Genomic DNA, 24,438 nt, shown 5'->3' with positions numbered 1-24,438 from the left:
TGCGGCCCTTTTTTATTGCCTGGAACGGCCGAAAAGCGGTGATATTTCATGCTCTGTCGCCCAGACCATTCACCCTCAGGGGGGGCTTGCGCGCCATCAGCTTTTGCGTGGTCGGCCACTTCATAATGCGGCATCCGTCAAAGTCAAGACATGTCACAAGCCCCAACCCTGCAGACCCTGGTCGACGACACCCTCGCCGCCCTGCCGATGTTTGCCCGCGCGGTCCAGGATGCCACCCAGGATGAACTGGAGCGGCGCCCCCAGCATTTCGCCCTGCTGGAAGGCTGGCGCCGCCAGCGCGGCCGCTTTGCCAGCACCTTCGAAGCCGTGCTGCGCCCCATGCTCGAGATTGCCCGGCGCGGCCAGGACCCGCTGCGCCGCTCCGCGCCGCTGACGCTGGACGCGCTGAGCCTGGTCGACGAGCACCAGGCCCTGCAGGACGTGGCCATCGCCCACCTGATTTCCACGGTCGAGGAGCAGTGCAAGCCCGAGCTGCACCAGCTCGGCAACTTCTTCGCAGCGCTGCGCGGCGGCACCGCTGTCCGCAAGGACGACAACCCGCTGCGCCCGGCCCTGTTCGCCCAGGCCATGTACGACGCCCTGGTCGACACCAGCCTCGACGCCGAGGGCCGCTACGCCATGCTCAAGGTGGCCGCCGGCCCGCTGACCGAGAACCTGCAGCACCACTACGCCTCGCTTTGCAGCCAGCTTCAGGCCGCGCGATTGAGCCAGATGGTGTCCAGCTACGGTGCCGGCAGCAGTCAGGATCCGCGGATGCGTCACCTGGCCGAAGCCGGCAAGGCCAACCCGGCCACACTGGACAGCCTGGCCCGGCGTGTCGACGAGGTCAACAGCCGACCGCAGAAGCTGGCCGTAGAGCCCCAGCTGCCGCCCACGCCGGGTGCCATCAATTTCAGCCCGGCCGCTGCCAGCGGCACCGGCGACCTGCTGACCCGGCTGTACGACCAGATCCTCGCTGACCCGCGCCTGCTGCCGCCGGTCAAGGCCCTGCTGGCCCGGCTGCAGATCCCGGTCGTGCGCCTGGCCCGCATCGACCCCAGCCTGCTGCGGCGCCAGGAGCATCCGACCTGGCAGTTGCTCAACCGCGTGGCCTCGCATGGCATGGGCTTCGACAACCCGAACGACGAGCGCCTGCAGCAGTTCCTGCAGTTCATGGAGTCGCGCCTGTCCATGCTGGTGGCCACGCCCTCGCCCAGCGCCCAGCTGTTCCAGCAGGTGCTGACCCAGGTCGACGAGCACATCGGCTCGCAGGCCCGCCAGCGCAGCGAGCGCAGCGCCACGGCACTGGCCGCGCTGGAGCGCGAGCAGATGCGTGAGCAATGGACGACGGTGCTGCGCGAGCAGGTCGGCGACCAGATGATCGACGCACCGGTCAGCCCGGCTTTGCGCGCCTTCCTCAAGACCACCTGGGTCGATGTCATCGTGCAGGCCATGGTGCTGCATGGCCGCGACGCGCCCGAGGCCCACGCCCACATCGACACCGTGGACGAGCTGCTGTCCAGCCTCGAGCCCTGCAAGACACCGGCCGAGCTCGCGCGCCTGCGCAGCCGCCTGCCGGGCCTGGTGCAGCGCCTGGAGCAGGGCTTTGCTTCCATCGCCCTGCCGGCGCCCAAGGCCCAGGCCCTGATCCACGAGCTGGCCCAGATGCACCAGCGCGTCATGCAAGGCCAGCCCGCAGTGGCGCCTGTTTCTGCACTGAAGGCCACCGACAACCGCGAGCTCAGCCCCGAGGAGCTGCTGCAGCAGCTGCTGACCGAGCGCGAATCGCAGATGCCCTCGCGCTGGGCCCATGACCAGGTCGACCGGGGCCACCTGCCCACGGTGCCGACCCAGCTCTACGATGCCGACAACAGCCCCGAGTCGCGCGCCGCCCTGGCCGCCTGGGTCGACGGGCTGGAGGTGGGCCAGTGGCACCACCTGTTCATCCAGAGCCAATGGCTGACCGCCCAGATCGCCTGGATCAGCGAGAGCCGCCAGTTCTTCCTGTTCGTCGGCCAGGATGCGGAAGACCGCCATTCGCTGACGCGCGGCGCGCTGGAGAAGCTGCTGTCCAACGGCCTGATCACCTCGCTCGCCGAAGAGACGGTGGTGCAGCGCGCGGTCGATACCCTGATGCAGGACCTCGGTTCCTGATGTGCCGCCTGGTCGGTCTCGTGCTGCTGGCCTGCGCCGCCGCAGCAGCCGCCGGCCCGGCTGATCCCGCGCAAGCTTCCCCGCCTCCGCCGGTACAGCGCCCCAAGCTGGGCCTGGTGCTTTCCGGCGGTGGTGCGCGCGGCCTGGCCCACGTCGGTGTGCTCAAGGTGCTGGAGCGTGAGCGCATCCCGGTCGACCTGATTGCCGGCACCTCGATGGGTGCCATCATCGGTGGCCTCTACGCCAGCGGCATGACGGCCACCGAGCTGGAGCGCGAGCTCCTGCAGATCAACTGGGGCCGCGTGTTCTCGGCCCGTGTCGAGCGCCAGGAGCTGTCGCAGCGCCGCAAGGAAGAAGACTTCGAGTTCTCGCCGCTGCTGGAGCTGGGCCTGCGCGACGGCGAGCTGCGCGCGCCGCAAGGCACGCTCTCCAGCCGCGGCCTGGAGGCCCTGCTGCGCCGCCTCACCCTGCCGGTGCGCATGGTCCAGCAGTTCGACCAGCTGCCCATCCCGTTCCGCGCAGTGGCCACCAACATGGAGGACGGCCAGCAGGTCGTCGTCGGCGAGGGCGATCTGGCGCTCGCCATGCGCTCCAGCATGAGCGTGCCTGGCGTGTTCGCGCCCATCGAATGGAACGAGCGCATCCTCGGCGACGGTGGCCTCGTCAACAACCTGCCGGTCGACATCGCCCGCCGCATGGGTGCCGACCAACTGATCGCCGTGAATGTGGGCACACCGCTGTCGGGCCGCTCGGCCCTGGGTTCGGTCGTGGGCCTGACCGGCCAGATGATCAACATCCTCACCGAGCAGAACGTCCAGCGCAGCCTGGCCAGCCTGTGGAACGAGGACATCCTGCTGACGCCCAACCTGGGCAAGCTGACCTCGGCCGATTTCGAGCGTGGCCGCGACTTCATCGCCCAGGGCGAGGCCGCCACCGAGGCCCTGCTGCCTCGCCTGCGCCAGCTGGCCCTGCCCGAGGCCGAGTACCAGCGCTGGCGCAGCGCCCACCTGCCAAGCAAGCCTGCCGCGCCCTCGCTGGAGGCCGTGGCCTTCGAGGGCAGCGACAACACCAACCCCGAGCGCTTCAAGGCCCAGCTCGAAACACAGCCGGGCCAGATCTTCGACCCGGCCAAGGCCGAGCGCGACACGCGCAAGCTTGCCTCCTCCGGCGACTATGTTCGGGTGGACTACCACGTGGAGCAGCGCCCCGAAGGCGACACCCTCGTGTTCCTGATGGAAGACAAGCCCTGGGGGCCGAACTACTTCCGCGTCGGCCTCGACCTGTCGACCGACTTCGCTGCCGAGAGCTCGTTCAACCTGCGGCTCAGCCACAACCGCCACTGGCTGACCGACCATGGCACGGAATGGCGCAACCAGCTCACCCTGGGCCAGACACCACGCTTCTACAGCGAGCTCTACCACCCCTTGATCCAGAAGCTCGGGACCTCGGAAGACTGGTTCGTCTCCGGCTGGGGCGAGGTGGAGCGACGCCAGATCAACATCTACGATCCCGACACGGGCAAGGGCCTGGCGCGGCTGGCGCGGCAGTCCGGCCAGATCGGCCTGGACCTGGGTCAGCCCTGGGGGCGCCTTGGCGAAGTGCGCCTCGGCCTCACGCACCAGCGCTGGCGCATCACGCCCAAGCTGCTGACCGTCGACGTGTCGGATGACGTGTTCAGCCAGACCTGGAGCGAAACCGGCCTGCGGCTGAAGACGGTGATCGACCAGCTGGACTTCGCCAACTTCCCGCAGCGCGGCTACCGCCTGGTGGCCGAGGCGATCACCGGACAGCAGGCGGGCACCAACACGCGGCGCCAGCACTTCAGCCGCTTCGAATTGCAGGGCACGGCCGTGGGCAGCCTCGGCGCCCACACTTTGAACCTGCATGCGCGCCTGCTTCAGGCCAACCAGCCGACCGACTCCACGCAAGGCCCCTACACGCTGGGCGGCTTCCAGCAGCTCTCCGGCTACCAGCAGGGCCAGCTCTTCGGCAACACCCTGGCCTTTGCCCGCGCCACCTACTACCTGCGGCTGCGCGAAGCGCCGGTGCTGACGCGAGGCTTCTTCATCGGCGGCTCGCTGGAGGCCGGCAACGCCTGGGCCCAGCGCAGCGACGCGAGCTTCAAGAACCTGCGCTATGCCGCGAGCGCCTTCATTGGCGCCGACACCGGCTTCGGCCCGCTCTACCTCGCCCTCGGCCACGCGCCGCGCGGCGGCACCAACATCTATTTGTTCATCGGGCGGCCCTGACGGCCTGTTCGATCAGCCCGGCCAGCAAGGCTGGTTGCTCATGGACGATCCAGTGCCCGGCGCCCGGCACGCGGTGCAGATCGAGCTCCGGCACGAACTGCTCCAGGCCATCGAGCATGGCCGGCGGCAGGGCCCGGTCGTCCAGGCCCCAGATCACGGTGGTCGGCAGCTTCACGGTCACGAACTCGGGGGCGAACTTCAGGGCCATGGCGGCGGGGTCGCTGGCCGTGGGCGGACGCATCGGCGAAGCGCGGTAGTAGTTCAAGGGGCCGGTCAGGCCCTGGTCCCAGACTTCGCGGTAGCGGGCTTTGAGCTCGTCGGTCAACCAGGGCCGGCCGCCATGCTCGGTGAAGAAGGGCCAGAGCGCGGCGTAGTCGTCAGCCGCCAAAGCCTGCTCAGCCCGCAGCTCGCACAAGCGGTTCATGTAGGCGCTGGCCTCACGCTGGGCCTCGCTCTGCTGCAACTCGCGCAGGAAGGTGCCGGGGTGCGGCGAGTTGATGATGACGAGGCGCTGCATCAGCGTGGGCTGCTGCACCGCCAGGTTCCAGGCCACGGCACCGCCCCAGTCGTGCGCCACGAGGGCGGCCAGCGGGCCTGTGCCGGTGGCAGCGATCACCGCGGCAACGTCGGCCATCAGGTGCTTGGCACGGTAGGCCTCGACCTCGGCCGGGCGACTGGAGCGCTCATAGCCGCGCAGGTTGGGCGCGATGCAGCGGAAGCGTGGGGCGAGCGCCAACATCAGCTCGTCCCAGACGAAGGCGGCCTCGGGGAAGCCGTGCAGGAAGACGAGGCGCGGCAGGCCCTCCTCACCGGCGGCCCGGCAGGAGAGCGTGATGCCGTGCGGCAGGCTCAGGTCAAAGCGTTCGATGCTCATGGCTGCCGAGTATCGGCAGCGCGGGCCGGCCGGCTTGTCAGGCGGGTGACACGGCGCCGTCCGGCTGGCCGGGCTCGGCGGGCTCAGCCAGTTCAGGCACGTCGCCCACGGGCTCGGCCGCGCGGTGTTCGCGCACCCATTGGTGCAGGATGTGGGCCACATCGGCCACGCCCTGCTTCTTCAGCGCCGAGAACAAGGTGATCGAGACGTCGGACTCCTCGGTCGCCAGCTCGCCCAGCTCGTCCTGTGCCTTGCGCAGGGCGGCATCGGCCTCCTTGCGGTTGAGCTTGTCGGACTTGGTCAGCAGCACCAGCAAGCGCACCTCGCCGCTGGCCACGCGGCGCTGGACGAACTGCAGGAGCTGCTTGTCCAGATCGGTCAGGCCCAGGCGCGAATCGACCATCAGCACCACGCCCGAGAGGCTGCGGCGCACGTCCAGGTAGTCGGCCATCACCTTCTGCCAGCGCAGCTTGGCGGCCTTGGCCACGGCGGCATAGCCGTAGCCGGGCAGGTCAGCGAACAGGGCGTCGGGTGCGTCCTTGGGGCCCAGGTGGAACAGGTTGATGTGCTGGGTGCGGCCCGGCGTCTTGGAGGCGAAGGCTAGGCGCTTTTGCTGGGCCAGGGTGTTGATGGCCGTGCTCTTGCCGGCATTGCTGCGACCGACGAAGGCGATCTCGGCCAGCTCGGTGGCCGGCAGGTGCTCCAGCTGGCTGGCGGTGGTCAGGAAACGCGCCGTATGGGTCCAGCCGAGGACCTGCTTGTCGCTGACCTCGCCCTCGACTTCCGGGGCCTGGGCGGGCGGCTTTGTGTTGTTCGCTGTCATGAAGATCCTGGGCTGGTGAATAGACATTGTAAAATCCGCCGCTTGCGCTTAGAGAACCCATACCCATGAAGAATGCCGCTCTCCTGTTGACGGGTCTGTTTCTGGCCGCCGCAGCCCATGCGTCGGAGACCAAGGCCCCCGCCAAGCCCGACCTGGCCAAGGGCCAAGCCCTGTCCACGCAAGTGTGTGCTGCCTGCCACACGGCGGATGGTTCGCGCGGCAGCCCCGCCAACCCCATCCTGCAAGGCCAGCACGCCGAATACCTGGCCAAGCAGCTGACCGAGTTCAAGGAAGGCAAGCGCGCCAACCCCATCATGAGCGGCATGGCCGCCCCGCTGAGCCCGGAAGACATGAAGAACGTCGCCGCGTTCTACGCCTCCAAGCAGGCCAAGCCGGGCTTCGCCAAGGACAAGGCCCTGGTGGCCCTGGGTGAAAAGATCTACCGTGGCGGCATTGCCGACCGCAACATCCCGGCCTGCGCCGGCTGCCACAGCCCCAGTGGTGCCGGCATCCCCGCCCAGTACCCGCGCCTCTCGGGCCAGCACAGCGACTACACCGAGGCCCAGCTGAACGCCTTCCGCGCCGGCACCCGCCAGAACAGCGCCCAGATGACGGGCGTGGCCGCCAAGATGAATGATCGCGAGATCAAGGCGGTGTCCGACTACATCGCCGGCCTGCGCTGAGCGATCACGGGCAGCCCCCGCGTCAAAGGCCGGTGCATGTCACCGGCCTTTTTCTTGGCTCAAAGGCCTGTGCTCACGCCGCCACGACAATTCCGCGATGTCCTCCGCTGAAACCACCCTGCCTCCTGCCGCTCCCAGCCAGCGCTCGCGCGTCCTGCCCGACCTGATTGAGCTGCTGTCCTCGATGCGCTTTGCCATCGCGCTGTTCGTGGCGATCTGCATCGCGGCGGTCGTCGGCACCGTGGTCAAGCAACGCGAGCCGCTGAACAACTACGTGAACCAGTTCGGGCCGTTCTGGTCCGAGCTGCTCGGCCGCATCGACCTGTACACCATCTACAGCGCCTGGTGGTTCCTCTTGATGCTGATCTTCCTGGTCGTCTCGACCAGCCTGTGCATCGCCCGCAATACGCCGAAGATCATTGCGGACCTGAAGAGCTACAAGGAAGGCATCCGCGAGCAGTCGCTGCAGGCCTTCCACCACAGGGCGCTCGGCGAGCTGGCCCTGCCGGCCGAGGCCGCGCTGCAGAAGGTGTCCGACCTGCTCGGCGCTGAGGGCTGGAAGGCCAAGGCCCAGGTGCGCGACCGCGGCACCATGGTGGCGGCCCGCAAGGGCGCGGCCAACAAGATCGGCTATCTCGCCGCACATTCCTCGATCATCCTGATCTGCCTCGGCGGCCTGCTCGACGGCGACCTGCTCGTGCGCGGTCTGATGTGGGCCCAGGGCAAGACGATTTACAGCGGCGGCGGCCTGGTCAGCGAAGTCAAGGCCGAACACCGACTGCCGGCCAGCAGCCCGAGCTACCGAGGCAATCTGCTGGTGCCCGAGGGCGGGCGTGCGGCCACCGCCATCCTGTCGATGACCGACGGCGTGGTGCTGCAGGAACTGCCCTTCGACGTGGAGCTGAAGAAGTTCATCGTCGAGTTCTACGAGACCGGCGCGCCCAAGCTGTTCGCCAGCGAGATCCTGATCCGCGACCACGCCACCGGCGTCACGCGCGAGGCCACGGTCAAGGTCAACGAGCCGGTCATTCACGACGGCGTGGCCCTCTACCAGAGCAGCTTCGACGACGGCGGCTCCACGCTCAAGCTGCGCGCCCTGCCTCTGAGCAGCACGGCCCAGCCCTTCATGCTGGAAGGCATGGTCGGCAGCGGCACGACGCTGAGCAATGGCCAGGACAAGCTGAACCTGGAGTTCACCGGATTGCGGGTGATCAATGTCGAGAACATGAGCGGCGGCGCCGCGAGCGGCACCGACGTGCGCAAGGTCGACCTGGCCGAGAGCCTCAGCAAGCACCTGGGCAGCAGCGCCAAGGCCCCGGGCGACAAGAGCCTGCGCAACGTGGGCCCCTCGGTCAGCTACAAGCTGCGCGACGCCGCCGGCCAGGCGCGCGAGTTCAACAACTACATGGTGCCGGTGGACCTGGACGGCCAGCGCGTCTTCCTCGCCGGCGTGCGCGACACGCCGGCCGAACCCTTCCGCTACCTGCGCATTCCGGTCGATGCCGAGGGCAGCATCGATGGCTGGCACCGCCTGCGTCAGGCCCTGGCCGACCCGGCCCGGCGTGAGCTGGCCGCCCGCCGCTACGCCGAGGCCGCCATGCCGGCCGACAAGGCGACGATGCGCCCGCAGCTGCAAGCCATGGCCCTGCGCGCGCTGAACCTGTTCGCCGGTGTCGAAGGCATCAAGCCGGGCTCGCCGCCGCCTTCTGAGGCCTGGGGCGGCCTGCCGGCGCTGTCGGCCCTGGTCGAGGGCGAGGTGCCCGAGGCCCAGCGTGCCGGCTTCTCCGAGGTGCTGCTGCGCATCCTCAACGGCAGCCTGTACGAGTTGCACAAGATCAACCAGGAGCGCGCTGGAAAGCCGGCACCGAATGGTGACGCCGCCATCCAAGCCTTCATGACCCAGTCTGTGCTCTCGCTGTCCGACAGCATGGTCTACCCGGCGCCGGTGCTGCTGCAGCTGGACGAGTTCAAGCAGGTCCAGGCCAGCGTGTTCCAGGTGGCGCGAGCCCCTGGCCAGAAGCTGGTCTATCTGGGGGCGGTCTTGCTGATCGTCGGCGTCTTCGCCATGCTCTATGTGCGCGAACGCCGGATGTGGATCTGGCTGGAACCCATGGCGCCCGGCCAGACCCGCGTGCGCATGGCCCTCTCCAGCACGCGCCAGACCCTGGACACCGACACCGAGTTCACGCGCCTCAGCCAGGTGCTGTTGAATCAATCCGAGGAAGTGAAGCCCACATGAACACCACCACGATGACCCTGGGCCGGCGCAGCCACTGGACGGCGCGCAGCACGGCCGACTGGGCCTTCGCCCTGCTCGTGCTGCTGGGCGGCGGCTATGCCTTCTCGCGCTATGGCGCCGCCATGGACGTCTATGAGAAGGGCATCCTCGGCTTCGCCATGCCAGCGCTGATCGCCCTGGGCTGGTTCTGGCGGCCTGTGCGCCTCCTGACCCTGCTGGTGGGCGCCGCCAGCCTGCTCGCGATCAACCTCTATCTGCGCCAGCTCGACGGTTTCGGCGCCGACCTGGCGGCGGCCGACAAGGTCTTCTTCCTGAAGTACATGCTGTCCAGCCAGAGCGCCATCCTGTGGATGAGCCTCTTGGTCTTCATGAGCATGGCCGCCTACTGGGTGGGCTTCTTCACCAAGAGTGAGCGCAGCACGGCCGAGGTGCTCGGATCCAAGCTGGCCTGGGGCGCCGTCTTCATGGCCCTGGTCGGCACCATGGTGCGCTGGTTCGAGAGCCACCAGATCGCGCCCGACATCGGCCACATCCCGGTCAGCAACCTGTACGAAGTGTTCGTGCTGTTCACCTGGCTCACGACGCTGATCTACCTGTACTACGAAGAACGCTTCAAGACCCGCGCGCTGGGCGCCTATGTGATGCTGGTGGTGGCCGGCGCGGTCGGCTTCCTGCTCTGGTACACGGTGGAGCGCGGCGCCCATGAGATCCAGCCGCTGGTGCCGGCCCTGCAGAGCTGGTGGATGAAGATCCATGTGCCGGCCAACTTCGTCGGCTACGGCACCTTCGCGCTGTCGGCCATGGTGGCCCTGGCCTATCTGCTCAAGACCGCCAGCAAGCAGGCGCTGCTGACCGGCCTGGTCGGCGTGCCCGTGGGTCTGGTGGCCCTGATCCTGGCGGTGCGCTTCGGCGCGCAGCTGCCGGCCGAGACGGTCGCCGGCCTGGATGGCTGGGCCCGCAAGATGGGCGCGGTGGCGGTATTCCTCGCTCTCTGCGTCGCGCTGCGCAAGCCGCTGTCGGCCCGCCTGCCCTCGCTCGCGGTGATCGACGACCTGATGTACAAGGCCATCGCCCTCGGCTTCGCCTTCTTCACCATCGCCACCATCCTCGGCGCTTTCTGGGCCGCCGAAGCCTGGGGCGGCTACTGGAGCTGGGACCCGAAGGAAACCTGGGCGCTGATCGTCTGGCTGAACTACGCGGCCTGGCTGCACATGCGCCTGATGAAGGGCCTGCGCGGCGCGATGTCGGCCTGGTGGGCGCTCTTGGGCCTGCTGGTGACGACCTTCGCCTTCCTCGGCGTCAACATGTTCCTCTCGGGCTTGCACAGCTACGGAACCCTGTAGAAACACAGGGATTGCAGCCCGGCAGTAAGCTTTGCGGCGCTGGCCCGACAGACGGGTCAGATCCTCAACGCAAAGCGAGCAGCACCGCCATGCATTTCCATCCCGACCGCGGCCACGGCCGCCAGCTTGAATCCGAAGTCACGCCGCGCTCGCTGTATGCGAGCCGGCGCGAGCTGCTCGCCCTGGGCGCTGCCAGCCTGCTGCCGAATCTGGCCCAGGCTCAAGGTCAAGGCGCCAAGCTCGCCGCCACCAAGAGCAGCCTGGCCGGCGCCCTGGTGATGGACAAGCCCACGCGCTATGAAGACGCAACGCGCTACAACAACTTCTACGAGTTCGGCACCGACAAGTCCGAGCCCGCGCGCAACGCCCACACGCTGAAGACCTCGCCCTGGAGCGTGGTCGTCGAAGGCGAATGCGCCAAGCCCGGCCGCTTCGACCTCGAGGCCCTGCTCAAGCTCAGCCCCATGGAAGAGCGGCTCTACCGGCTGCGCTGCGTCGAGGGCTGGTCCATGGTGATTCCCTGGATTGGCTATTCGCTGGCCGAGTTGATCAAGAAGGTCGAGCCCAATTCCCGCGCCAAGTTCGTCGAGTTCACGACCCTGGCCGACAAGGCGCAAATGCCCGAGCTCAGCAATGGCGCGCTGGACTGGCCCTATGTGGAAGGCCTGCGCATGGACGAGGCCCTGCATCCGCTCACCCTGCTCGCCTTCGGCATGTACGGCGAGGTCCTGCCCAAGCAGAACGGCGCGCCGCTGCGCCTCGTCGTGCCCTGGAAGTACGGCTTCAAGTCGGCCAAGTCCATCGTCAAGATCCGCCTGGTGGAGAAGCAGCCCAACAGCAGCTGGACCAAGGCGGCGCAGCGGGAGTACGGCTTCTATTCCAACGTGAACCCGCAGGTCGACCATCCGCGCTGGAGCCAGGCGAGCGAGCGACGCATCGGCGAGGACGGCCTTTTTGCCAAGAAGCGGCCGACGCTGATGTTCAATGGCTACGAAGCCCAGGTCGGGCAGCTCTACGCGGGCATGGACCTGCGCAAGAACTACTGATGACGGCACCGCGTCGATCTCTCTGGCTGCATCCTGCAGCCAAGCCGCTGCTGCTCCTCGTTCTGCTGCTGCCGTTGGCCCGCCTCAGCTGGGGCGCTTTCAACGACGGCCTCGGAGCCAATCCGGCCGAGGCCCTGATACGCGGCACCGGCGACTGGACAATGCGCATGCTGTGGCTGACGCTCGCGATCACGCCGCTGCGCGAGCTCATCAAGCAGCCGGCGCTCGCGCGCTTCCGCCGCATGATCGGCGTGACGACGTTCTGCTACGCCTGCATCCACCTGCTCTGCTACGCCTGGCTGGACATGGGGCTGGAGCCGGGCGACATCCTCAAGGACATCGCCAAGCGCCCCTTCATCCTGATGGGTTTCAGCGCCTGGCTGCTGCTGCTGCCGCTGGCGGCCACCAGCTTCAACCGCGCCATCAAGGCCCTGGGCGCGAAGCGCTGGCAGGCCTTGCACAAGGGGGTCTACGCGATCTCGCTGATCGCCCTCGGCCACTTCATCTGGATGCGTGCCGGCAAGCAGCTGTTCGGCGAACCGGCGATCTATGGTGCCGTGCTGGCCCTGCTGCTGGGCTGGCGGCTGTGGCGCCGCTGGCGGGCTCCGCCCCGCTGAAGCGCGGGGGGCGGCCGGGCGCCTTTGCCGCTGGCCTGGGATAATTCGGGGTTTCTCCGGAAAACCCAGCCCCGCAGCCCACCCACGAGGCCCCACCACGCCCATGTCCGACACCCTGCCCTCCTCCGTTGATTGCGCCGTCCTGGGCGGCGGTCCGGCCGGCTGCAGCGCGGCCGCCTGGCTGGCGCAGCTGGGTCTGTCCACGGCCCTGCTGGAGCGCGGCCCGCAGCTCTGCGGCAGCCTCTCCAGCCTGCGCTATCCGCAGGACTGGCTGCTCGGCCACCCGGGCGAGACGCTGGCAGCCCTGGGCGAGCGCTATGCCGCGCACGTGGACAAGCTGGCCCAGATCCACACCGAGCTGAACACCCGGCTGGATCACCTGGACTGGCATGCCAGCGAGGGCTGGACGCTTTACCTACATGGCGGTGAATCGATACGCGCCCGCAGCCTCTTGCTGGCCACCGGCCTGCAGCCGCGCCGACCCGAACCGCTCTATCCGCAGCGGCCGCGCAGCACCAACGTGCTGGATTCACTGGAGCTGACCGAGCGCCGCGAAAGCCTGAAGCCTGGCCACACCCTGCTGCTGGGCGGTGGCGACAACGCGGTCGAGAACGCGCTGTACCTGGCCGCGCGCGGTCACCAGGTGACGATCTGGTCGCGCAGCGACTGGCGGGCGCAAACCCATCTGATCCAGCAGCTCGATGCTGCCGAGACCATCGTCCGCCGCCCGGCCTGCGCCATGCCGGCCACGGTGCAGATCGAGGGCGAGCAACTGCTGGTGCGCTCCAAGCAATTCGGCGACGAGCACTTCGACCACGTGGCCGTGCTGCTGGGCTACGAGCCCGAGGCCAGCGCCTGGCTGCTGGTATCGGACGCCTTGCAGCGTGCCGGCGTCACCGCGCCCTCCCACCCCTTCCGCGATGAGCCGCGCTTTGCGGCTCTCGGCCTCTTCGTGGCTGGCGATGCCAGTGGCCGTCAGCATCCGAGCGTGCAGACCGCGCTGGGCGATGGCGTGGTCGCGGCCAAGCAGGTCGAGAACTTCCTGCGCCCGCTGGCCGAGAGCCAGCCGCCGCTGGCCTTGCGCCGCAACAACCGCCAGGTGATCCACATCAGCGGCCTGCGCTTCGGCGCCAACCTCGGCGTGCTCGATTTCGAACGCGAGGGCCCGCAGCCCATCCTCGTTGATGCCGAGGTCAATCTCGGGGCCCAGACCATCGTCTCGCGCGATGCCGACATCGGCCATGTGCTGGACTACCGCCGCATCCGCCAGATCATCATCGACGAGTGCACGGCCGAGCACACCGACCTGCTCGAGGCCCTGCTCGGCAAGCTCTGCACGCGGCTGATGAAGCTGCACGGCGTGGTGGGCGTGCGCATCAAGGTGAGCAAGCTGGAAATCTTCCCTGACTGCCAAGTCGCAATTTCGGCCGAATGTGGCCAGTGGTGAACAAGCTATGACGACGACCGAACTCCTCAATCCCATCGACGCGGCCGAGGCCGAGGCGAAGGCCGCCGAAAAGAAGGCTGCGCACGAGATCAACAAGCTGTCCAAGCGCCTGCACCGCCAGGTCGGCCAGGCCATCACCGACTTCAACATGATCGAAGACGGCGACAAGGTCATGGTCTGCCTCTCGGGTGGCAAGGACAGCTACACGATGCTGGACATCCTGATCAACCTGCAGCAGCGGGCGCCGATCAAGTTCAGCATCGTGGCGGTCAATCTCGATCAGAAGCAGCCCGGCTTCCCCGAGGAAGTGCTGCCGGCTTACCTGAAGTCGCGTGGCGTGGACTTCCACATCGAGAACCAGGACACCTACAGCATCGTCAAGCAGCTGATTCCCGAGGGCAAGACGACCTGCAGCCTGTGCTCGCGCCTGCGTCGCGGCATCCTCTACCGCGTGGCCGGTGAACTCGGCGCAACCAAGATCGCCCTCGGCCACCACCGCGACGACATCGTCACCACGCTGATGCTGAACATGTTCTTCGGCAGCCGCATGAAGGGCATGCCGCCGAAGCTGGTCAGCGACGATGGCAAGAACGTGGTGATCCGCCCGCTGGCCTATGTGCGCGAACCCGACCTGGTGCGCTGGGCACAGCACCGCGAGTTCCCCATCATTCCGTGCAACCTCTGCGGCAGCCAGGAGAACCTGCAGCGCGTACAGGTCAAGGCCATGCTGAACGACTGGGACAAGCGCTTCCCGGGCCGCATCGAGAACATGTTCACCGCCATGGGCAACATCGTGACCTCGCACATGATGGACCGCAACCTGTTCCCGTTCACCTCGATCAAGGCCACCGGCGCGCCCATGCCGGACGGCGACATCGCCTTCGACGACGACGAGACCTGCGCGACCACCGCCCCGGCGAGCAACATCATCAGCTTGCAACGCGACATCGATTGAAACATTGGTAAACAAGAACGCAGCGCGATGCGTTCACAATGGCCTCATCCCAGAACACCGGAGGCCACCATGTTGAAATTCCATCGACGTCTTGCGCTCAGCGCCCTGCTCGGCGCCACGGTGCTCGCCGCAGTCGGCTGCGGCAGCATGTACACCCTGACCAGCGACGTGGCCACCTATGGCGAATGGCCCGCTGATCGCAAGGCCGGCAGCTACGCCATCGAACGCATGCCTTCGCAGAAGGCCTCCGAGCAGCGTGATGCCATCGAGGCCGGCGCCCGCGCCGCCCTGGAAAAAGCCGGGTTCACGCCGGCCGCCGACGCGAAGACGGCCGACTTCGTGGTCGCCGTCGGCGCCCGCTCCACGCTGACCGAGTATTCCCCCTGGGATGATCCGCTGTGGCGCCACTGGCGCACGAGCTGGCGCTTCGGCCCGCCGAGCCGAATGTTTTACGGCCCCTTCACACTGCGCGAGCGCAATTACGAGCGCGAAGTCGCCGTGCTGGTGCGGGATCGCTCCAGCGGCCTGCCGGTCTACGAGGCGCGCGCCCAGAGCGACGGCCTGTCCATGGGCGACGACAAGATCTTCGGTGCGATGTTCCAGGCGGCGCTGAGTGATTTTCCACAGACCAAGGACAAGCCGCACCCGGTATCGGTGACTGTGCAGCGCTGAGTCGCACATGCGCGCCGCGATAATCGCGGCTCCTCCAGCCTAGGGAATCGCCGCGCATGTCGTCTTCGCTCAACATCGTCATCATGGCCGCCGGCAAGGGCACGCGGATGAAGTCCGCCCTGCCCAAGGTGCTGCACAAGCTGGCCGGCCGTTCGCTCTTGCAGCATGTGCTGCAGACCAGCGAAGGCCTGGGCGAAGCCCGACGCATCGTGATCACCGGCCATGGCGCCGAGGCCGTTGAAGCGGCCGTGGCCGCGCCAGGCCTGGCCTTTGTGCGCCAGATGCCGCAGCTGGGCACCGGCCATGCGGTCCAGCAGGCCGTGCCGGCGCTGGATGATGCCGCGCCGGTCACGCTGATCCTCAACGGCGACGTGCCCCTCATTCGCACCGAGACCGCTGCCAAGCTGGTCGAGGCCTGCCAAGGCGGCCAGCAGCTGGCCCTGCTCACCATCGAGCTGGCCGATCCGAGCGGCTATGGCCGCATCGTCCGCGATGCCACGGGCGGCGTGCGCGCCATCGTCGAACACAAAGACGCCAGCCCCGAGCAGCGCCAGATCCGCGAGGGCTACACCGGCATGATGGCCGCGCCCACCGCCGCGCTGAAACGCTGGCTCGCAGCGCTCAAGAACGACAACGCCCAGGGCGAGTACTACCTCACCGACATCGTCGCCATGGCCGTGGCCGAGGGCCTGCCGGTGGCCGGCATTGCCGCGCCGAACGAGACCGAGGTGCTGGGCGTCAACAGCCCCTTGCAGCTGTCCGACCTGGAGCGCCGCTTCCAGCGCCAGCAGGCCGAGAGTCTGATGGAGAACCACGGCACCCGCCTGGCCGACCCGGCCCGCTTCGACCTGCGCGGCGAGCTCACCGTGGGCTCGGACGTGGAGATCGACGTGGGCTGCGTGTTCGAAGGGCAGGTCACGCTTGGCGACAACGTGAAGATCGGCGCCTACTGCGTGATCCGCAACGCCACCATCGCGGCCGGCGCACGCCTCCATGAATTCACCCACATCGACGGCGAGAAGGCCGGCGGCGCCAAGGTCGGCGCTGGTGCGCTGATCGGCCCCTTCGCCCGCCTGCGTCCTGGTGCGGACCTGGGTGACGAAGTCCACATCGGCAACTTCGTCGAGGTGAAGAACTCCACGCTGGCCAAGGGTGCCAAGGCCAACCACCTGGCCTACCTGGGCGATGCCACCGTGGGCGAGCGCGTCAACTACGGCGCCGGCTCCATCACTGCCAACTACGACGGCGCCAACAAGCACCGCACGGTGATCGGCGCTGACGTGCATGTGGGCTCCAACTGCGTGCTGGTCGCGCCGGTGGAGATCGGTGCGGGCGCCACCATCGGCGGCGGCTCAACCATCACCAAGCCCGTTGGTAGCGGCGAGCTCGCCGTGGCGCGCGGCAAGCAGGTCGCCATCAGCGGTTGGACGCGGCCTGTCAAGAAGGCGAAATAAATCCGCGCACCGGCAACTCTTGGCCGCGCTGCAGCCAGTTGCGCGGCGAGTAGATGCTGCCCGCATCCGTCACATGCAAGGTATATGCATGCCGTGACACGCTAGAGCGATTCGGCGCGCTGTAGTGCGGCAGCCGGCCATGGAACAGCACCAGCGTGCCAGCCTCGGCCTCTAACGGCACCGCTCCAAAGTCCGGGCCCGGCCAGGGCGTCGTATCCAGCGTCTCCATCTTCACCTGCCGGCCCTCACGCACGAAGCGCTCACGCAAGGGTCCGCGATGGCCACCCGGCTCCACCCACAGGCAGCCGTTCTCGCGCGTGGCGTCTTCGAGGGCGAACCAGAAGGTCGTCACCGTGATGGGATCACTGTCGAAGAACGATGCGTCCTGGTGCCAGCGCACCTCGCCGCCTATGCCGGGCTGCTTGAAGATGTACATGGACTGCCAGACCTGCGGCCGCGTGAGGCCGAGGTCGTGCGCCACGGCAGCGAGTTCAGGCCCATGCGAGAAGCGCTCGAATACCGGGTCGAGGTCGTGCAAGGCATGGCCGATCTTGTTGATCGCCAGTTCCTTGGGCACGCGCAAGCGACCCTGCTCGTCATGCGCCTCTTCCTCAAAGAAACAGCGCACCTGCGTGGCCGAGTCGAGGAAGTAGTCGTCCACCTTGCGATCCTGCTCCTGCGTGGTGAAGACCGGACGGTTCTCGTGCGGGTCGAAGGCCGCAACGATATGGCCGGCGCGGTCGCGCACGGCGGCGATCTCGACAGCAGGCTTGAAGCCGGGCAGGACCAGATAGCCCTGCTCCTGGAATTGCGCAATTTGTTCGGGTGACAGCATAGGGCGCAGTCTAGAGGTTTGTGCGCATTGCGATGCCACACACCCGGCGCGAAGCTGCCGGCCACCAAGACGCAAGGAGCGCAGACATGAAAGTCCTCAAGATCCTCGGCCTGATCCTGCTCGCCCTGGCGGCCGTCGTGCTGGTCGGCGGCATGCTGGTCTCGTCCAAGTACCACGTCGAGCGCACGGTCAGCGTCAAGGCTGCGCCGGACAAGGTCTATGCCCTGGTGGCCAACCCGCGCATGTGGAAACAATGGAGCGTCTGGAACCAGCGCGACCCGGGCATGACGATCGAGTACAGCGGCCCCGAATCGGGCGTCGGCGCGGTCTGGGCCTGGAAGAGCAAGAGCGAGGGCGACGGCAAGATGACCTTCACCGCCGCCGAGCCTGGCAAGCGCGCGGCCTACGACCTCTTCTTCCCCGACTTCAATTCCACCTCGACCGGCGAGCTGCGCTTCGTGGCCCAGGGCGAGATGACCCAGGTCACCTGGGTCATGGATGGCGACATGGGCAAGAACCCCCTGATGCGCTGGTTCGCCCTCTTCATGGACGGCATGATCGGCAAGGACTTCGAAGGCGGCTTGAACAACCTCAAAGCCCTGGCCGAGAAGCCCTGACGATCACTGTGCCGCCAGCGTGCGGCGCAGGAAGGCGATCATGCGCGGCCAGGCATCGCCCTGGGCGCGGGCATCGGCCTCGGGCGTGCCGCCCATCTTCATCGGCCCGGCGTTGTGCTGGGTCGTGGGCGCATAGCCGCTGCCATTGATTGCGTGGCCGGCACCCTCGTAGACCAGGGCCTCGGTCGCGAGGCCCGCCTGCACGCGACGGGCCGCGATGTTGCGGGCCATGCCCCCGGAATCCCACATCTGGTCGTCGCTACCGGCGATCAGGAGCATTTCACCCTTGAAGCGCTCGACCTCGATGCGCGCGGCCGCAGCGCGCTCCGGGTTCGCGGCGCGACCCTTGTCCTGCGGTCGCCGCACGATCACCGGTGCACCGGTCATGAACCCGGCGAATTCCTGCTGGAAATCCACGTAAGGCACGAAAGGCAAGGCCTGACCCTTCCAGGCAAAGGACGGCTGGTTCAGCGCCGCGCTGTTCGTCGAATCCCACCCCTCCCAGACCACATCGCTCGGCACCACAGCCACGACGCTGCGCAGCCAGGCCATGTGTGACGAGGCCGCCAGCGCGAATTCCGCCCCCTTGGAAACGCCGTAGACCGCGATGCGCGAGGCATCGATCTCGGGCTGCTTAGCAAGCCAGTCGCGCGCCTGCTCCAGCTGGCTCAGCTCGATCATTGCGAAGCTCTTGGGCAGCTCAGGCAACTCGGGCGGCATCGGACCGGTGGCGCCCCAGCGCTGCGGCGAGTAATAGGGCATGGCCAGAGCGGCGAGGCCCCGGGACGCCAGCTCGGCCGCCAGGCCCCGCGAGCTGCCGGAACCGCCCTCCGAACCGCCCAGCACGATCACCACCGGCAGCTTGCCCTGGGCCTTGGGCGGCAGCACCAATTGCGCGCCCGGCAGGCCCTCGGCATCGCGACGCTGCAGGCCTTCCGCCAGCTTGCGCATCAGCAGGCGCTGCTCGGCCAGAAGGGTCTCGGTGCCATCGGCACCGGCGCTGAAAGCCTGGATCAGGATCTCGCCAGACGGTGCCTCGCGCAGCTGCTGGCTCAGGCTCTCGGCAGGCCGCGCCGGCTTCATCGCCCAGAACAGGCCACGTGCATCGACACCGGCGTAGCTGCCGCCTTGCGGCGCCTGGCGGCCGGGATCGACGCGGCCGGTGGCATCCGCCTCGAACTGCGCCTCGGCCTGGTAGACCTGCAGGCCCATATAGCCCTGCAGCAAGCGACTCGTGCGCAGTTTGATGCGGCTGCCGGCCTTCAGCTGGCTCACGGCCAGGCTGAGCGGCTCGCCCTCCAGCACCTCGCGGCCCGGCTTCACCTCGATCACCTGGGCCTGCGCGATGCCGGCCAGCACCAGCGTGGCTGTCAGCAGGGTCTGGGCCAGCCGCTTGTTCGTCTTCCTCATTGCCATCTCCTCGGGTTGTTGGATGGGGCGGATGCTAGGAAGCGCGAACGGCGGGGGCGATTGGCGGCCGACGGTTCGACAGCCGAGGCGACGAATCGCCAGGCTTGCCGCATTTTTGGGCAAGGCAAGAATCCGCTTGAAGGATCAAGCACTTGGCAACACTGTGGGCAGCTTGCCCACGATCTTGTCCACAGGCTGTGTTGGTAACCCGCGCGCGACCTCGTACAAATTGCTCACTCAGACCGCGTTGACAATGCCCCAGATCCCGGAGAGCCGCAGGCCTCCATTCACACCCCCAGCGAGATGCGCCCAGCAACCCAATCTCCCGCCCTCCTCCGATTCACCGCCGTCTGGCTGGTGCTGCTTTCAGCGGCGCCCTTGTTCATTCTGAGAATCGTCTATCTGGTGATCCAGGGGGTTCAACAGGAGGTCGCCGCAGGCAAACCCGGACAGCCGCTGGGTATCGCCTACTTTGCCGCGCTTCTCTGCGTTGCAGCAGTTGCTGGCTGCCTGTACGGGGCCTACGGCCAGTGGAGGAAGGCGGGCGAGCTCAGCAGGCGCGGCAGGTAGTTCGCCCTCGACGGCATCAAGGCTCGGGCAGCCCAAACATCCGCTGGCCATTGCCCCAGGCGATGCGCCGCGCGGCGGCCGGCGGCAGGTCGCCGAGCCAGCGGCGCGCCTCGGCCATCAGGGCCTCGTACTGCGGCCAGCGCGAGGGCGTCCAGGTGTCGGAGCCGATCAGGAAGCGCTCGCTGTGCTGGCTTAGCAGTTCGCGCCATTCGCCTTCCAGCCGGCCCTCACCCACCGTGAGGCCGGGGCGATAGGACAGCTCGCCCATCAGCTGCGGATAGCGCGCCAGCAGCTCGCGCACCCGCTCGATCGGCGTGCCGCCAATGCCGGTGTGGGCCCAGATGAGGCGGGCCCGGGGCTCGTGGGCCATCAGCCTGACGATGGCTTCGTCGTCCACATGGGCCAGCACCCACAGGCCCATCTCGGCACTGAGCTTCATCAGCGAGCGCGCCACCGGGCCGTCGGCATTGGCGCTCTCGTACAGATGGAATTCACCGAGGCCCCGGAACGGGCCGGCGGCTGTGCCGCGTGCCAGCTCGTCCAGCACCATCTGGTGGATGGACGGGTCGGCGAACCAGCCCGTGTAGTCGGCCCGGTTGCGGTAGAGGCGCACAAAGGGCACGACGGTGATGCCAGCAGCCCGCACGGCCGGGCTCGCGGCCAGCTCATGCGTGCCCGCATTGGGCCGGCTGTTGGCCAGCACGGCGCGCACGCCGGCACGCTTCAGGCGCGGCAGCACGTCGCTGAGTGGATGCGGGCCCTCATAGGCCTCGACATTGAAGTGCAGATGGGCATCGAACAGTGGGCCTGCATAGGGCTCGGCCGCCAGCGCTTTGCCGCCGCACAGCAGGGCGAAAGGCAGGACAAAAAGCAGCAGCCAGCGCGCGATCATCCCGCGCCGCGCTCGACGCCCTTGATCAAACGGCTGATGCGCGAGACCGAGAGCCCCAACTCGCCGGCCAGGGCCGTCATCGAGATGCCGCCCTGGGTGTGGGCGCGGTACAGCGCCTGCTCGCGCGAGCCGCTCTCGCCCAGCCATTGCGCAAAGCTGCGTGGACGGCCAGCGCGAGGCAGCTCGGCGCCCCGGCGGCGCTGGCGCGTCATGGCCTGCATGCGCTCGGCGAACTTGGCGTCGCCAAGGAAGATCTGCTGGCGCAAATGGCCTTCCCAGAGCTGCAGGTCAGGCTCGCTGGACAGCAGCTTGGCATAGCGCTCGGCGGCCCGGCGATGGTCGGCCGCGCTCAAGGCCGGGCGTTCGAGCAGGTGGCCATGGAGGCCGTCCACATCGAGCCAGGCCGGCGCATCGGCCAGGCCCAGGTGGGCGCGGCAGCTGGACCAGGCCCAGTCGGCCGCGCTGCGCGCGAGGCCGAGGCGCTGCGGATTGAGCTCCACGTAGCGGCAGGCATCGAGCAACAGGGCCTCGCGGTCCACCAGCACCGCCTTGAAGCGGCCCTGGAACAGATGGCCGCTCGTGCCATGGCGGCGGTTGTAGCCCTGCGTGTAGACGCCGTTGAGATGGCGCATCATGCGCGAGAGATTGGCCTGGCGCGTGAACAGCACCAGGTGGTAGTGGTCGGGCATCAGGCAATAGGCCAGCACCTGGGCATCGAAGCGCTGCATGGCCTGGCCCAGCACGGCGAGCAGAGACGCGCGATCAGCATCGTCGGCGAACACCGGTTCGCCGGCCTCGCTGCGGGCGCTGACGTGGTACACCGCGCCGGCCAATTCGATGCGCATGGGACGTGCCATGCATTCGAAAATAGGCGAGCCCCGCGCAAAAGGCAAGGTTTGACCCCCGCTGGAAATCGGCCTGGAATCGGGTACAAACGCGCCTCCGCCGTTTTTGCCACCCAGCCCAAGGATTTCGCATGGCCTCCAGCCTGCTCGCATTGCTAGACGACATCGCCACCACGCTGGACGACGTGGCCCTGCTCAGCAAGGTCGCGGCCCAGAAGACCACCGGCGTGCTCGGGGACGATCTGGCGCTCAATGCCCAGCAGGTCACCGGCGTGGCCGCCGAGCGCGAGCTGCCGGTGGTCTGGGCCGTGGGCAAGGGGTCGCTGGTGAACAAGGCCATCCTGGTGCCGGCCGCGCTGGCCATCAGCGCCTGGGCGCCCTGGGCCGTCACGCCGCTCCTGATGGTGGGCGGCGCCTACCTGTGCTTCGAGGGCTTCGAGAAGCTGGCTCACAAGTTCCTGCACAGCGATGCCGAGGACGCGGCCCAGCACGAGGCGCTGACCAAGGCGCTGAAGGATCCCAAAACCGACCTGGTCGCCTATGAGCGCGACAAGATCCGTGGCGCCATCCGTACCGACTTCATCCTCTCGGCCGAGATCATCGCGATCACGCTGGGCACCGTCGCCACCGCCTCCTTCACCACGCAGCTGCTGGTGCTCAGCGGTATTGCCGTGGTGATGACGATTGGTGTCTATGGCCTGGTGGCCGGCATCGTGAAGATCGACGACGCCGGCCTGTGGCTCAGCCGCAAGTCCGCCGCCTGGCAGCAGCGCCTGGGCCGCGGCATGCTGGTGGCGGCGCCCTGGCTGATGAAGGCGCTGTCGGTGGCCGGCACGGCAGCGATGTTCCTGGTGGGCGGCGGCATCCTCAGCCATGGTCTGCCAGCGGCCCACCATGCCAGCGAGGCGCTGCAGGCTTCGGCCGGCGGCCTCGCCTGGGCGGTCTCGCTGGGCTTTGATGCCGCACTGGGCCTGCTGGCCGGCGCGGCCTGTCTGATCATCGTCAACCTGATCGGCAAACTGCGGGCGACCAGCAAACGCTGAAAGCCCCAAGCAAGGGCACCGATGGCATAGTCGGCTTCGCCCTCCCGGAGGAAGTTGATGCCACGAGCCCTGCCGTCCTTCTTCATTGCTGGCTTGACGCTGCTGGCGGCGGCCTCGGTGCATGCCGATGCCTACGACTATGTGGTCACGCCCTACTTCGGCAGCAGCCGGCCGCTGGTGCGCCTGGGCTGGGGCGCGGCCGACAAGCGCGAGATCAGCAGCACCGGCCAGTCGCTGGCCGTGGGCATCGCGCCGACCTCGAACTGGTACACCGAGGCCTGGGTCAGCTGGAACCGCGACAACGGCCGCGCCCTGTCCTACAACGGCTGGTACTGGACCAACCAGTTCGCCATCAGCAGCGGCGGCCGCAGCGAATGGGCGCTCTACACCAGCATCTGGAAGCCCGACTTCATCAACTCCGGCTGGACCTGGAGTGCCGGGCCGATGTTCCAGTACGCCGGCGACGGCTTCGACCTGAACCTCAATCTCTTCGTCTACAAATGGCTGAGGCCCGGCCGCTACATCCCCGCCGAGCTGCAATACCAGGCGCAGATCAAGACCCTGCTGGCGCCCGGCTGGGAATGGGGCGTGCAGGCGCTCGGAGAGACCGGGCCGGTCTCCAACCCGCATCGCTTCGGCCTCCAGGAGCACCTGGTCGGGCCGGCGCTCTTCGGCCACCGGCCCTATGCCGGCGGCAGCCTGCGCTGGGATGCGGGCCTGCTGCTGGGCCTCAACAAGGAATCGCCCAGGGCGCAATTGAGGGCCCAGCTCGGCTACCAGTTCTAATAGAGGCCTTATGAAGATTCACAACGTCGAAATCCAGAAGTTCAAGGCCGCGTCCAACACGCCCCACGGCCAGGTCATGCTCAAGATGGATGCACTGATCTCGCCCAAGGCGGCCGTCGATGGCATCGAGCCCAGCTCCATGCTGATCATGACCGAGGCGAATGCCCGCGTGCTGATGGCCCTCTTGAAGAGCCAGCTGCTCCAGTTCGATGCCACGAAACCCAAGAGCCGCCACGGCCGACCCGGCTGATCCCCATGGAATATCCCCACTACCGCCCCCAGCAAGCCGACCGCCTGCCCCTCTCCGACGCCGAACTCGAGGCGCTGGACGGCCTGCTGACCGAGCTGCCCACCGAGGCCGCGATGAACATCGAGGCACTGGACGGCTACCTCACCGCCCTGCTGCTGTCCCCCCAGCCCATCGAGGAACTGCCCGGCAGCGCCTGGCTGCCCGCCCTCTGGGGTGGCGACACCGGCGAAGACCCGGCGCCCTTCAAGAGCGGCAAGCAGAAGAAGCGTGTGGTGCTGCTGGCCCTGCGCCATCTGCATTCGATCACCTGCCAGTTGCGTGAGGCACCGGACCGCTGGGAACCGATCTTCAGCGTGGCCGAGAAGGGCGACGAGGAAATGATCGACGCCGAGGAGTGGAGCATCGGCTTCCTGACCGCCGTCGACATGAACCCGCAAGCCTGGGCACCGCTGTTTGACGACGCCGAGGCCGGCCTGCTGCTCGAGCCCATCGCCCAGCTGGGTGGTGACGAAGCCCAGCTCAGCGACGAGGAGCGCGAGGAACTGGCCGACCCGACCGTGCGCGACGCGCTGAGCCGCTCGGTGGCCGAGTCGGTGCCGGAGCTGTTCACGCGCCGTTATCCCACCTGAACGCG

The 24,438-nt window shown here is 67.8% G+C and carries 23 protein-coding genes and 1 pseudogene; 18 read left to right on the top strand and 6 right to left on the bottom strand.

Annotated elements, in window-relative coordinates; genetic code table 11:
• The first annotated feature begins 150 nt into the window (after nucleotides 1-150).
• Both J7U46_RS18435 and J7U46_RS18430 read left to right on the top strand, forming a co-directional pair.
• Nucleotides 151-2,154, top strand: a complete 2,004-nt coding sequence (locus tag J7U46_RS18435) for a DUF1631 family protein (protein WP_282828471.1) — start codon at nucleotides 151-153, stop codon at nucleotides 2,152-2,154.
• A complete protein-coding gene (locus J7U46_RS18430) occupies nucleotides 2,154-4,403 on the top strand; it encodes a patatin-like phospholipase family protein (RefSeq protein WP_282828470.1) in 2,250 nt (749 codons plus the stop codon). Before J7U46_RS18435 ends, J7U46_RS18430 begins: the two co-directional genes overlap by 1 nt.
• On the opposite strand, the gene J7U46_RS18425 is transcribed toward J7U46_RS18430, so the two are convergent.
• Nucleotides 4,387-5,277, bottom strand: a complete 891-nt coding sequence (locus J7U46_RS18425) for an alpha/beta hydrolase (protein WP_282828468.1) — start codon at nucleotides 5,275-5,277, stop codon at nucleotides 4,387-4,389. The genes J7U46_RS18430 and J7U46_RS18425 overlap by 17 nt on opposite strands.
• 37 nt (nucleotides 5,278-5,314) lie before the next feature.
• The gene (yihA, locus tag J7U46_RS18420) at nucleotides 5,315-6,100 is read right to left on the bottom strand and encodes a ribosome biogenesis GTP-binding protein YihA/YsxC (RefSeq protein ID WP_282828466.1); all 786 of its coding nucleotides are present in this window, start codon (nucleotides 6,098-6,100) and stop codon (nucleotides 5,315-5,317) included.
• Nucleotides 6,101-6,165: 65 nt separating this feature from the next.
• On the opposite strand from yihA, the gene J7U46_RS18415 reads away from it, so the two are divergent.
• From J7U46_RS18415 to glmU, 10 genes and pseudogenes are all read left to right on the top strand, one after another.
• Nucleotides 6,166-6,783: a c-type cytochrome gene (locus J7U46_RS18415; RefSeq protein ID WP_282828464.1), complete on the top strand. Its 618-nt coding sequence runs from the start codon at nucleotides 6,166-6,168 to the stop codon at nucleotides 6,781-6,783.
• Nucleotides 6,784-6,880: 97 nt separating this feature from the next.
• The gene (locus tag J7U46_RS18410; protein WP_282828463.1) at nucleotides 6,881-9,022 is read left to right on the top strand and encodes a cytochrome c biogenesis protein ResB; all 2,142 of its coding nucleotides are present in this window, start codon (nucleotides 6,881-6,883) and stop codon (nucleotides 9,020-9,022) included.
• The gene (gene ccsB, locus J7U46_RS18405; protein WP_282828462.1) at nucleotides 9,019-10,365 is read left to right on the top strand and encodes a c-type cytochrome biogenesis protein CcsB; all 1,347 of its coding nucleotides are present in this window, start codon (nucleotides 9,019-9,021) and stop codon (nucleotides 10,363-10,365) included. Before J7U46_RS18410 ends, ccsB begins: the two co-directional genes overlap by 4 nt.
• Before the next feature lie 89 nt (nucleotides 10,366-10,454).
• Nucleotides 10,455-11,411, top strand: coding sequence for a protein-methionine-sulfoxide reductase catalytic subunit MsrP (gene msrP, locus J7U46_RS18400; RefSeq protein WP_282828460.1), 957 nt, complete (start codon nucleotides 10,455-10,457; stop codon nucleotides 11,409-11,411).
• Nucleotides 11,411-12,028, top strand: coding sequence for a protein-methionine-sulfoxide reductase heme-binding subunit MsrQ (locus J7U46_RS18395; protein WP_282828458.1), 618 nt, complete (start codon nucleotides 11,411-11,413; stop codon nucleotides 12,026-12,028). The genes msrP and J7U46_RS18395 overlap by 1 nt, the downstream gene beginning before the upstream one ends.
• Nucleotides 11,961-13,025, top strand: a pseudogene (locus tag J7U46_RS18390) (FAD-dependent oxidoreductase); the annotation flags it as partial. The gene J7U46_RS18395 and the pseudogene J7U46_RS18390, both read left to right, overlap by 68 nt.
• Before the next feature lie 81 nt (nucleotides 13,026-13,106).
• A complete protein-coding gene (locus tag J7U46_RS18385; protein ID WP_282828785.1) occupies nucleotides 13,107-13,475 on the top strand; it encodes a dihydroneopterin aldolase in 369 nt (122 codons plus the stop codon).
• A gap of 7 nt (nucleotides 13,476-13,482) precedes the next feature.
• Entirely contained in the window at nucleotides 13,483-14,430 is a 948-nt protein-coding gene (ttcA, locus tag J7U46_RS18380; RefSeq protein WP_282828456.1) for a tRNA 2-thiocytidine(32) synthetase TtcA, read from the top strand.
• Between the two features lie 69 nt (nucleotides 14,431-14,499).
• Nucleotides 14,500-15,102: a DUF4136 domain-containing protein gene (locus tag J7U46_RS18375; protein WP_282828454.1), complete on the top strand. Its 603-nt coding sequence runs from the start codon at nucleotides 14,500-14,502 to the stop codon at nucleotides 15,100-15,102.
• A gap of 56 nt (nucleotides 15,103-15,158) precedes the next feature.
• Complete coding sequence (gene glmU / locus J7U46_RS18370; RefSeq protein WP_282828452.1) at nucleotides 15,159-16,556, top strand: bifunctional UDP-N-acetylglucosamine diphosphorylase/glucosamine-1-phosphate N-acetyltransferase GlmU; 1,398 nt, start codon at nucleotides 15,159-15,161, stop codon at nucleotides 16,554-16,556.
• On the opposite strand, the gene J7U46_RS18365 is transcribed toward glmU, so the two are convergent.
• On the bottom strand, nucleotides 16,540-17,391 hold the full coding sequence (locus J7U46_RS18365) for a phytanoyl-CoA dioxygenase family protein (protein WP_282828450.1): 852 nt from the start codon (nucleotides 17,389-17,391) through the stop codon (nucleotides 16,540-16,542). The two genes, glmU and J7U46_RS18365, sit on opposite strands and share 17 nt — an antisense overlap.
• Before the next feature lie 86 nt (nucleotides 17,392-17,477).
• Between J7U46_RS18365 and J7U46_RS18360 the strand changes: the two genes are divergently transcribed.
• Nucleotides 17,478-18,008, top strand: coding sequence for an SRPBCC family protein (locus tag J7U46_RS18360; protein WP_282828448.1), 531 nt, complete (start codon nucleotides 17,478-17,480; stop codon nucleotides 18,006-18,008).
• 3 nt (nucleotides 18,009-18,011) lie between these two features.
• Here J7U46_RS18360 and J7U46_RS18355 read toward each other — a convergent pair whose 3' ends face one another.
• Entirely contained in the window at nucleotides 18,012-19,418 is a 1,407-nt protein-coding gene (locus J7U46_RS18355) for an acyl-CoA thioesterase/bile acid-CoA:amino acid N-acyltransferase family protein (protein WP_282828447.1), read from the bottom strand.
• Nucleotides 19,419-19,721: 303 nt separating this feature from the next.
• Here J7U46_RS18355 and J7U46_RS18350 point away from each other — a divergent pair, with 303 nt between their 5' ends.
• Complete coding sequence (locus J7U46_RS18350) at nucleotides 19,722-19,988, top strand: hypothetical protein (RefSeq protein ID WP_282828445.1); 267 nt, start codon at nucleotides 19,722-19,724, stop codon at nucleotides 19,986-19,988.
• 16 nt (nucleotides 19,989-20,004) lie between these two features.
• On the opposite strand, the gene J7U46_RS18345 is transcribed toward J7U46_RS18350, so the two are convergent.
• The gene (locus J7U46_RS18345) at nucleotides 20,005-20,880 is read right to left on the bottom strand and encodes an amidohydrolase family protein (protein WP_282828443.1); all 876 of its coding nucleotides are present in this window, start codon (nucleotides 20,878-20,880) and stop codon (nucleotides 20,005-20,007) included.
• Complete coding sequence (locus J7U46_RS18340) at nucleotides 20,877-21,725, bottom strand: transposase (protein WP_282828442.1); 849 nt, start codon at nucleotides 21,723-21,725, stop codon at nucleotides 20,877-20,879. Before J7U46_RS18340 ends, J7U46_RS18345 begins: the two co-directional genes overlap by 4 nt.
• A 131-nt stretch (nucleotides 21,726-21,856) precedes the next feature.
• Here J7U46_RS18340 and J7U46_RS18335 point away from each other — a divergent pair, with 131 nt between their 5' ends.
• Genes J7U46_RS18335 through J7U46_RS18320 form a run of 4 tightly spaced genes read left to right on the top strand, consistent with a single transcriptional unit; the run spans nucleotide 21,857 to nucleotide 24,433 of the window.
• Nucleotides 21,857-22,768, top strand: a complete 912-nt coding sequence (locus J7U46_RS18335; protein ID WP_282828440.1) for a DUF808 domain-containing protein — start codon at nucleotides 21,857-21,859, stop codon at nucleotides 22,766-22,768.
• Between the two features lie 57 nt (nucleotides 22,769-22,825).
• Nucleotides 22,826-23,554: a hypothetical protein gene (locus J7U46_RS18330; RefSeq protein WP_282828438.1), complete on the top strand. Its 729-nt coding sequence runs from the start codon at nucleotides 22,826-22,828 to the stop codon at nucleotides 23,552-23,554.
• Nucleotides 23,555-23,564: 10 nt separating this feature from the next.
• Nucleotides 23,565-23,804, top strand: coding sequence for a hypothetical protein (locus J7U46_RS18325; RefSeq protein ID WP_282828437.1), 240 nt, complete (start codon nucleotides 23,565-23,567; stop codon nucleotides 23,802-23,804).
• 5 nt (nucleotides 23,805-23,809) lie between these two features.
• On the top strand, nucleotides 23,810-24,433 hold the full coding sequence (locus tag J7U46_RS18320) for a UPF0149 family protein (protein WP_282828436.1): 624 nt from the start codon (nucleotides 23,810-23,812) through the stop codon (nucleotides 24,431-24,433).
• Nucleotides 24,434-24,438: the final 5 nt, after the last annotated feature.

Origin of the sequence: Pelomonas sp. V22, assembly GCF_030014915.1 — a bacterium.
Classification (GTDB): Bacteria; Pseudomonadota; Gammaproteobacteria; order Burkholderiales; family Burkholderiaceae_C; genus JAUASW01.
This window is presented reverse-complemented; position numbering and strand designations above follow the sequence as displayed.

What these genes read in the sequence shown, in the direction of transcription:
- J7U46_RS18375 (WP_282828454.1), top strand. Translation starts at nt 14,500, where the DNA reads ATGTTGAAATTCCATCGACGTCTTGCGCTCAGCGCCCTGCTCGGCGCC.
- J7U46_RS18335 (WP_282828440.1), top strand. Translation starts at nt 21,857, where the DNA reads ATGGCCTCCAGCCTGCTCGCATTGCTAGACGACATCGCCACCACGCTG.
- J7U46_RS18425 (WP_282828468.1), bottom strand. Translation starts at nt 5,277, where the DNA reads ATGAGCATCGAACGCTTTGACCTGAGCCTGCCGCACGGCATCACGCTC.
- J7U46_RS18410 (WP_282828463.1), top strand. Translation starts at nt 6,881, where the DNA reads ATGTCCTCCGCTGAAACCACCCTGCCTCCTGCCGCTCCCAGCCAGCGC.
- glmU (WP_282828452.1), top strand. Translation starts at nt 15,159, where the DNA reads ATGTCGTCTTCGCTCAACATCGTCATCATGGCCGCCGGCAAGGGCACG.
- J7U46_RS18350 (WP_282828445.1), top strand. Translation starts at nt 19,722, where the DNA reads ATGCGCCCAGCAACCCAATCTCCCGCCCTCCTCCGATTCACCGCCGTC.
- J7U46_RS18435 (WP_282828471.1), top strand. Translation starts at nt 151, where the DNA reads ATGTCACAAGCCCCAACCCTGCAGACCCTGGTCGACGACACCCTCGCC.
- J7U46_RS18355 (WP_282828447.1), bottom strand. Translation starts at nt 19,418, where the DNA reads ATGAGGAAGACGAACAAGCGGCTGGCCCAGACCCTGCTGACAGCCACG.
- J7U46_RS18330 (WP_282828438.1), top strand. Translation starts at nt 22,826, where the DNA reads ATGCCACGAGCCCTGCCGTCCTTCTTCATTGCTGGCTTGACGCTGCTG.
- ccsB (WP_282828462.1), top strand. Translation starts at nt 9,019, where the DNA reads ATGAACACCACCACGATGACCCTGGGCCGGCGCAGCCACTGGACGGCG.
- J7U46_RS18415 (WP_282828464.1), top strand. Translation starts at nt 6,166, where the DNA reads ATGAAGAATGCCGCTCTCCTGTTGACGGGTCTGTTTCTGGCCGCCGCA.
- J7U46_RS18395 (WP_282828458.1), top strand. Translation starts at nt 11,411, where the DNA reads ATGACGGCACCGCGTCGATCTCTCTGGCTGCATCCTGCAGCCAAGCCG.
- ttcA (WP_282828456.1), top strand. Translation starts at nt 13,483, where the DNA reads ATGACGACGACCGAACTCCTCAATCCCATCGACGCGGCCGAGGCCGAG.
- J7U46_RS18320 (WP_282828436.1), top strand. Translation starts at nt 23,810, where the DNA reads ATGGAATATCCCCACTACCGCCCCCAGCAAGCCGACCGCCTGCCCCTC.
- J7U46_RS18325 (WP_282828437.1), top strand. Translation starts at nt 23,565, where the DNA reads ATGAAGATTCACAACGTCGAAATCCAGAAGTTCAAGGCCGCGTCCAAC.
- J7U46_RS18340 (WP_282828442.1), bottom strand. Translation starts at nt 21,725, where the DNA reads ATGCGCATCGAATTGGCCGGCGCGGTGTACCACGTCAGCGCCCGCAGC.
- J7U46_RS18345 (WP_282828443.1), bottom strand. Translation starts at nt 20,880, where the DNA reads ATGATCGCGCGCTGGCTGCTGCTTTTTGTCCTGCCTTTCGCCCTGCTG.
- J7U46_RS18360 (WP_282828448.1), top strand. Translation starts at nt 17,478, where the DNA reads ATGAAAGTCCTCAAGATCCTCGGCCTGATCCTGCTCGCCCTGGCGGCC.
- J7U46_RS18430 (WP_282828470.1), top strand. Translation starts at nt 2,154, where the DNA reads ATGTGCCGCCTGGTCGGTCTCGTGCTGCTGGCCTGCGCCGCCGCAGCA.
- msrP (WP_282828460.1), top strand. Translation starts at nt 10,455, where the DNA reads ATGCATTTCCATCCCGACCGCGGCCACGGCCGCCAGCTTGAATCCGAA.
- yihA (WP_282828466.1), bottom strand. Translation starts at nt 6,100, where the DNA reads ATGACAGCGAACAACACAAAGCCGCCCGCCCAGGCCCCGGAAGTCGAG.
- J7U46_RS18365 (WP_282828450.1), bottom strand. Translation starts at nt 17,391, where the DNA reads ATGCTGTCACCCGAACAAATTGCGCAATTCCAGGAGCAGGGCTATCTG.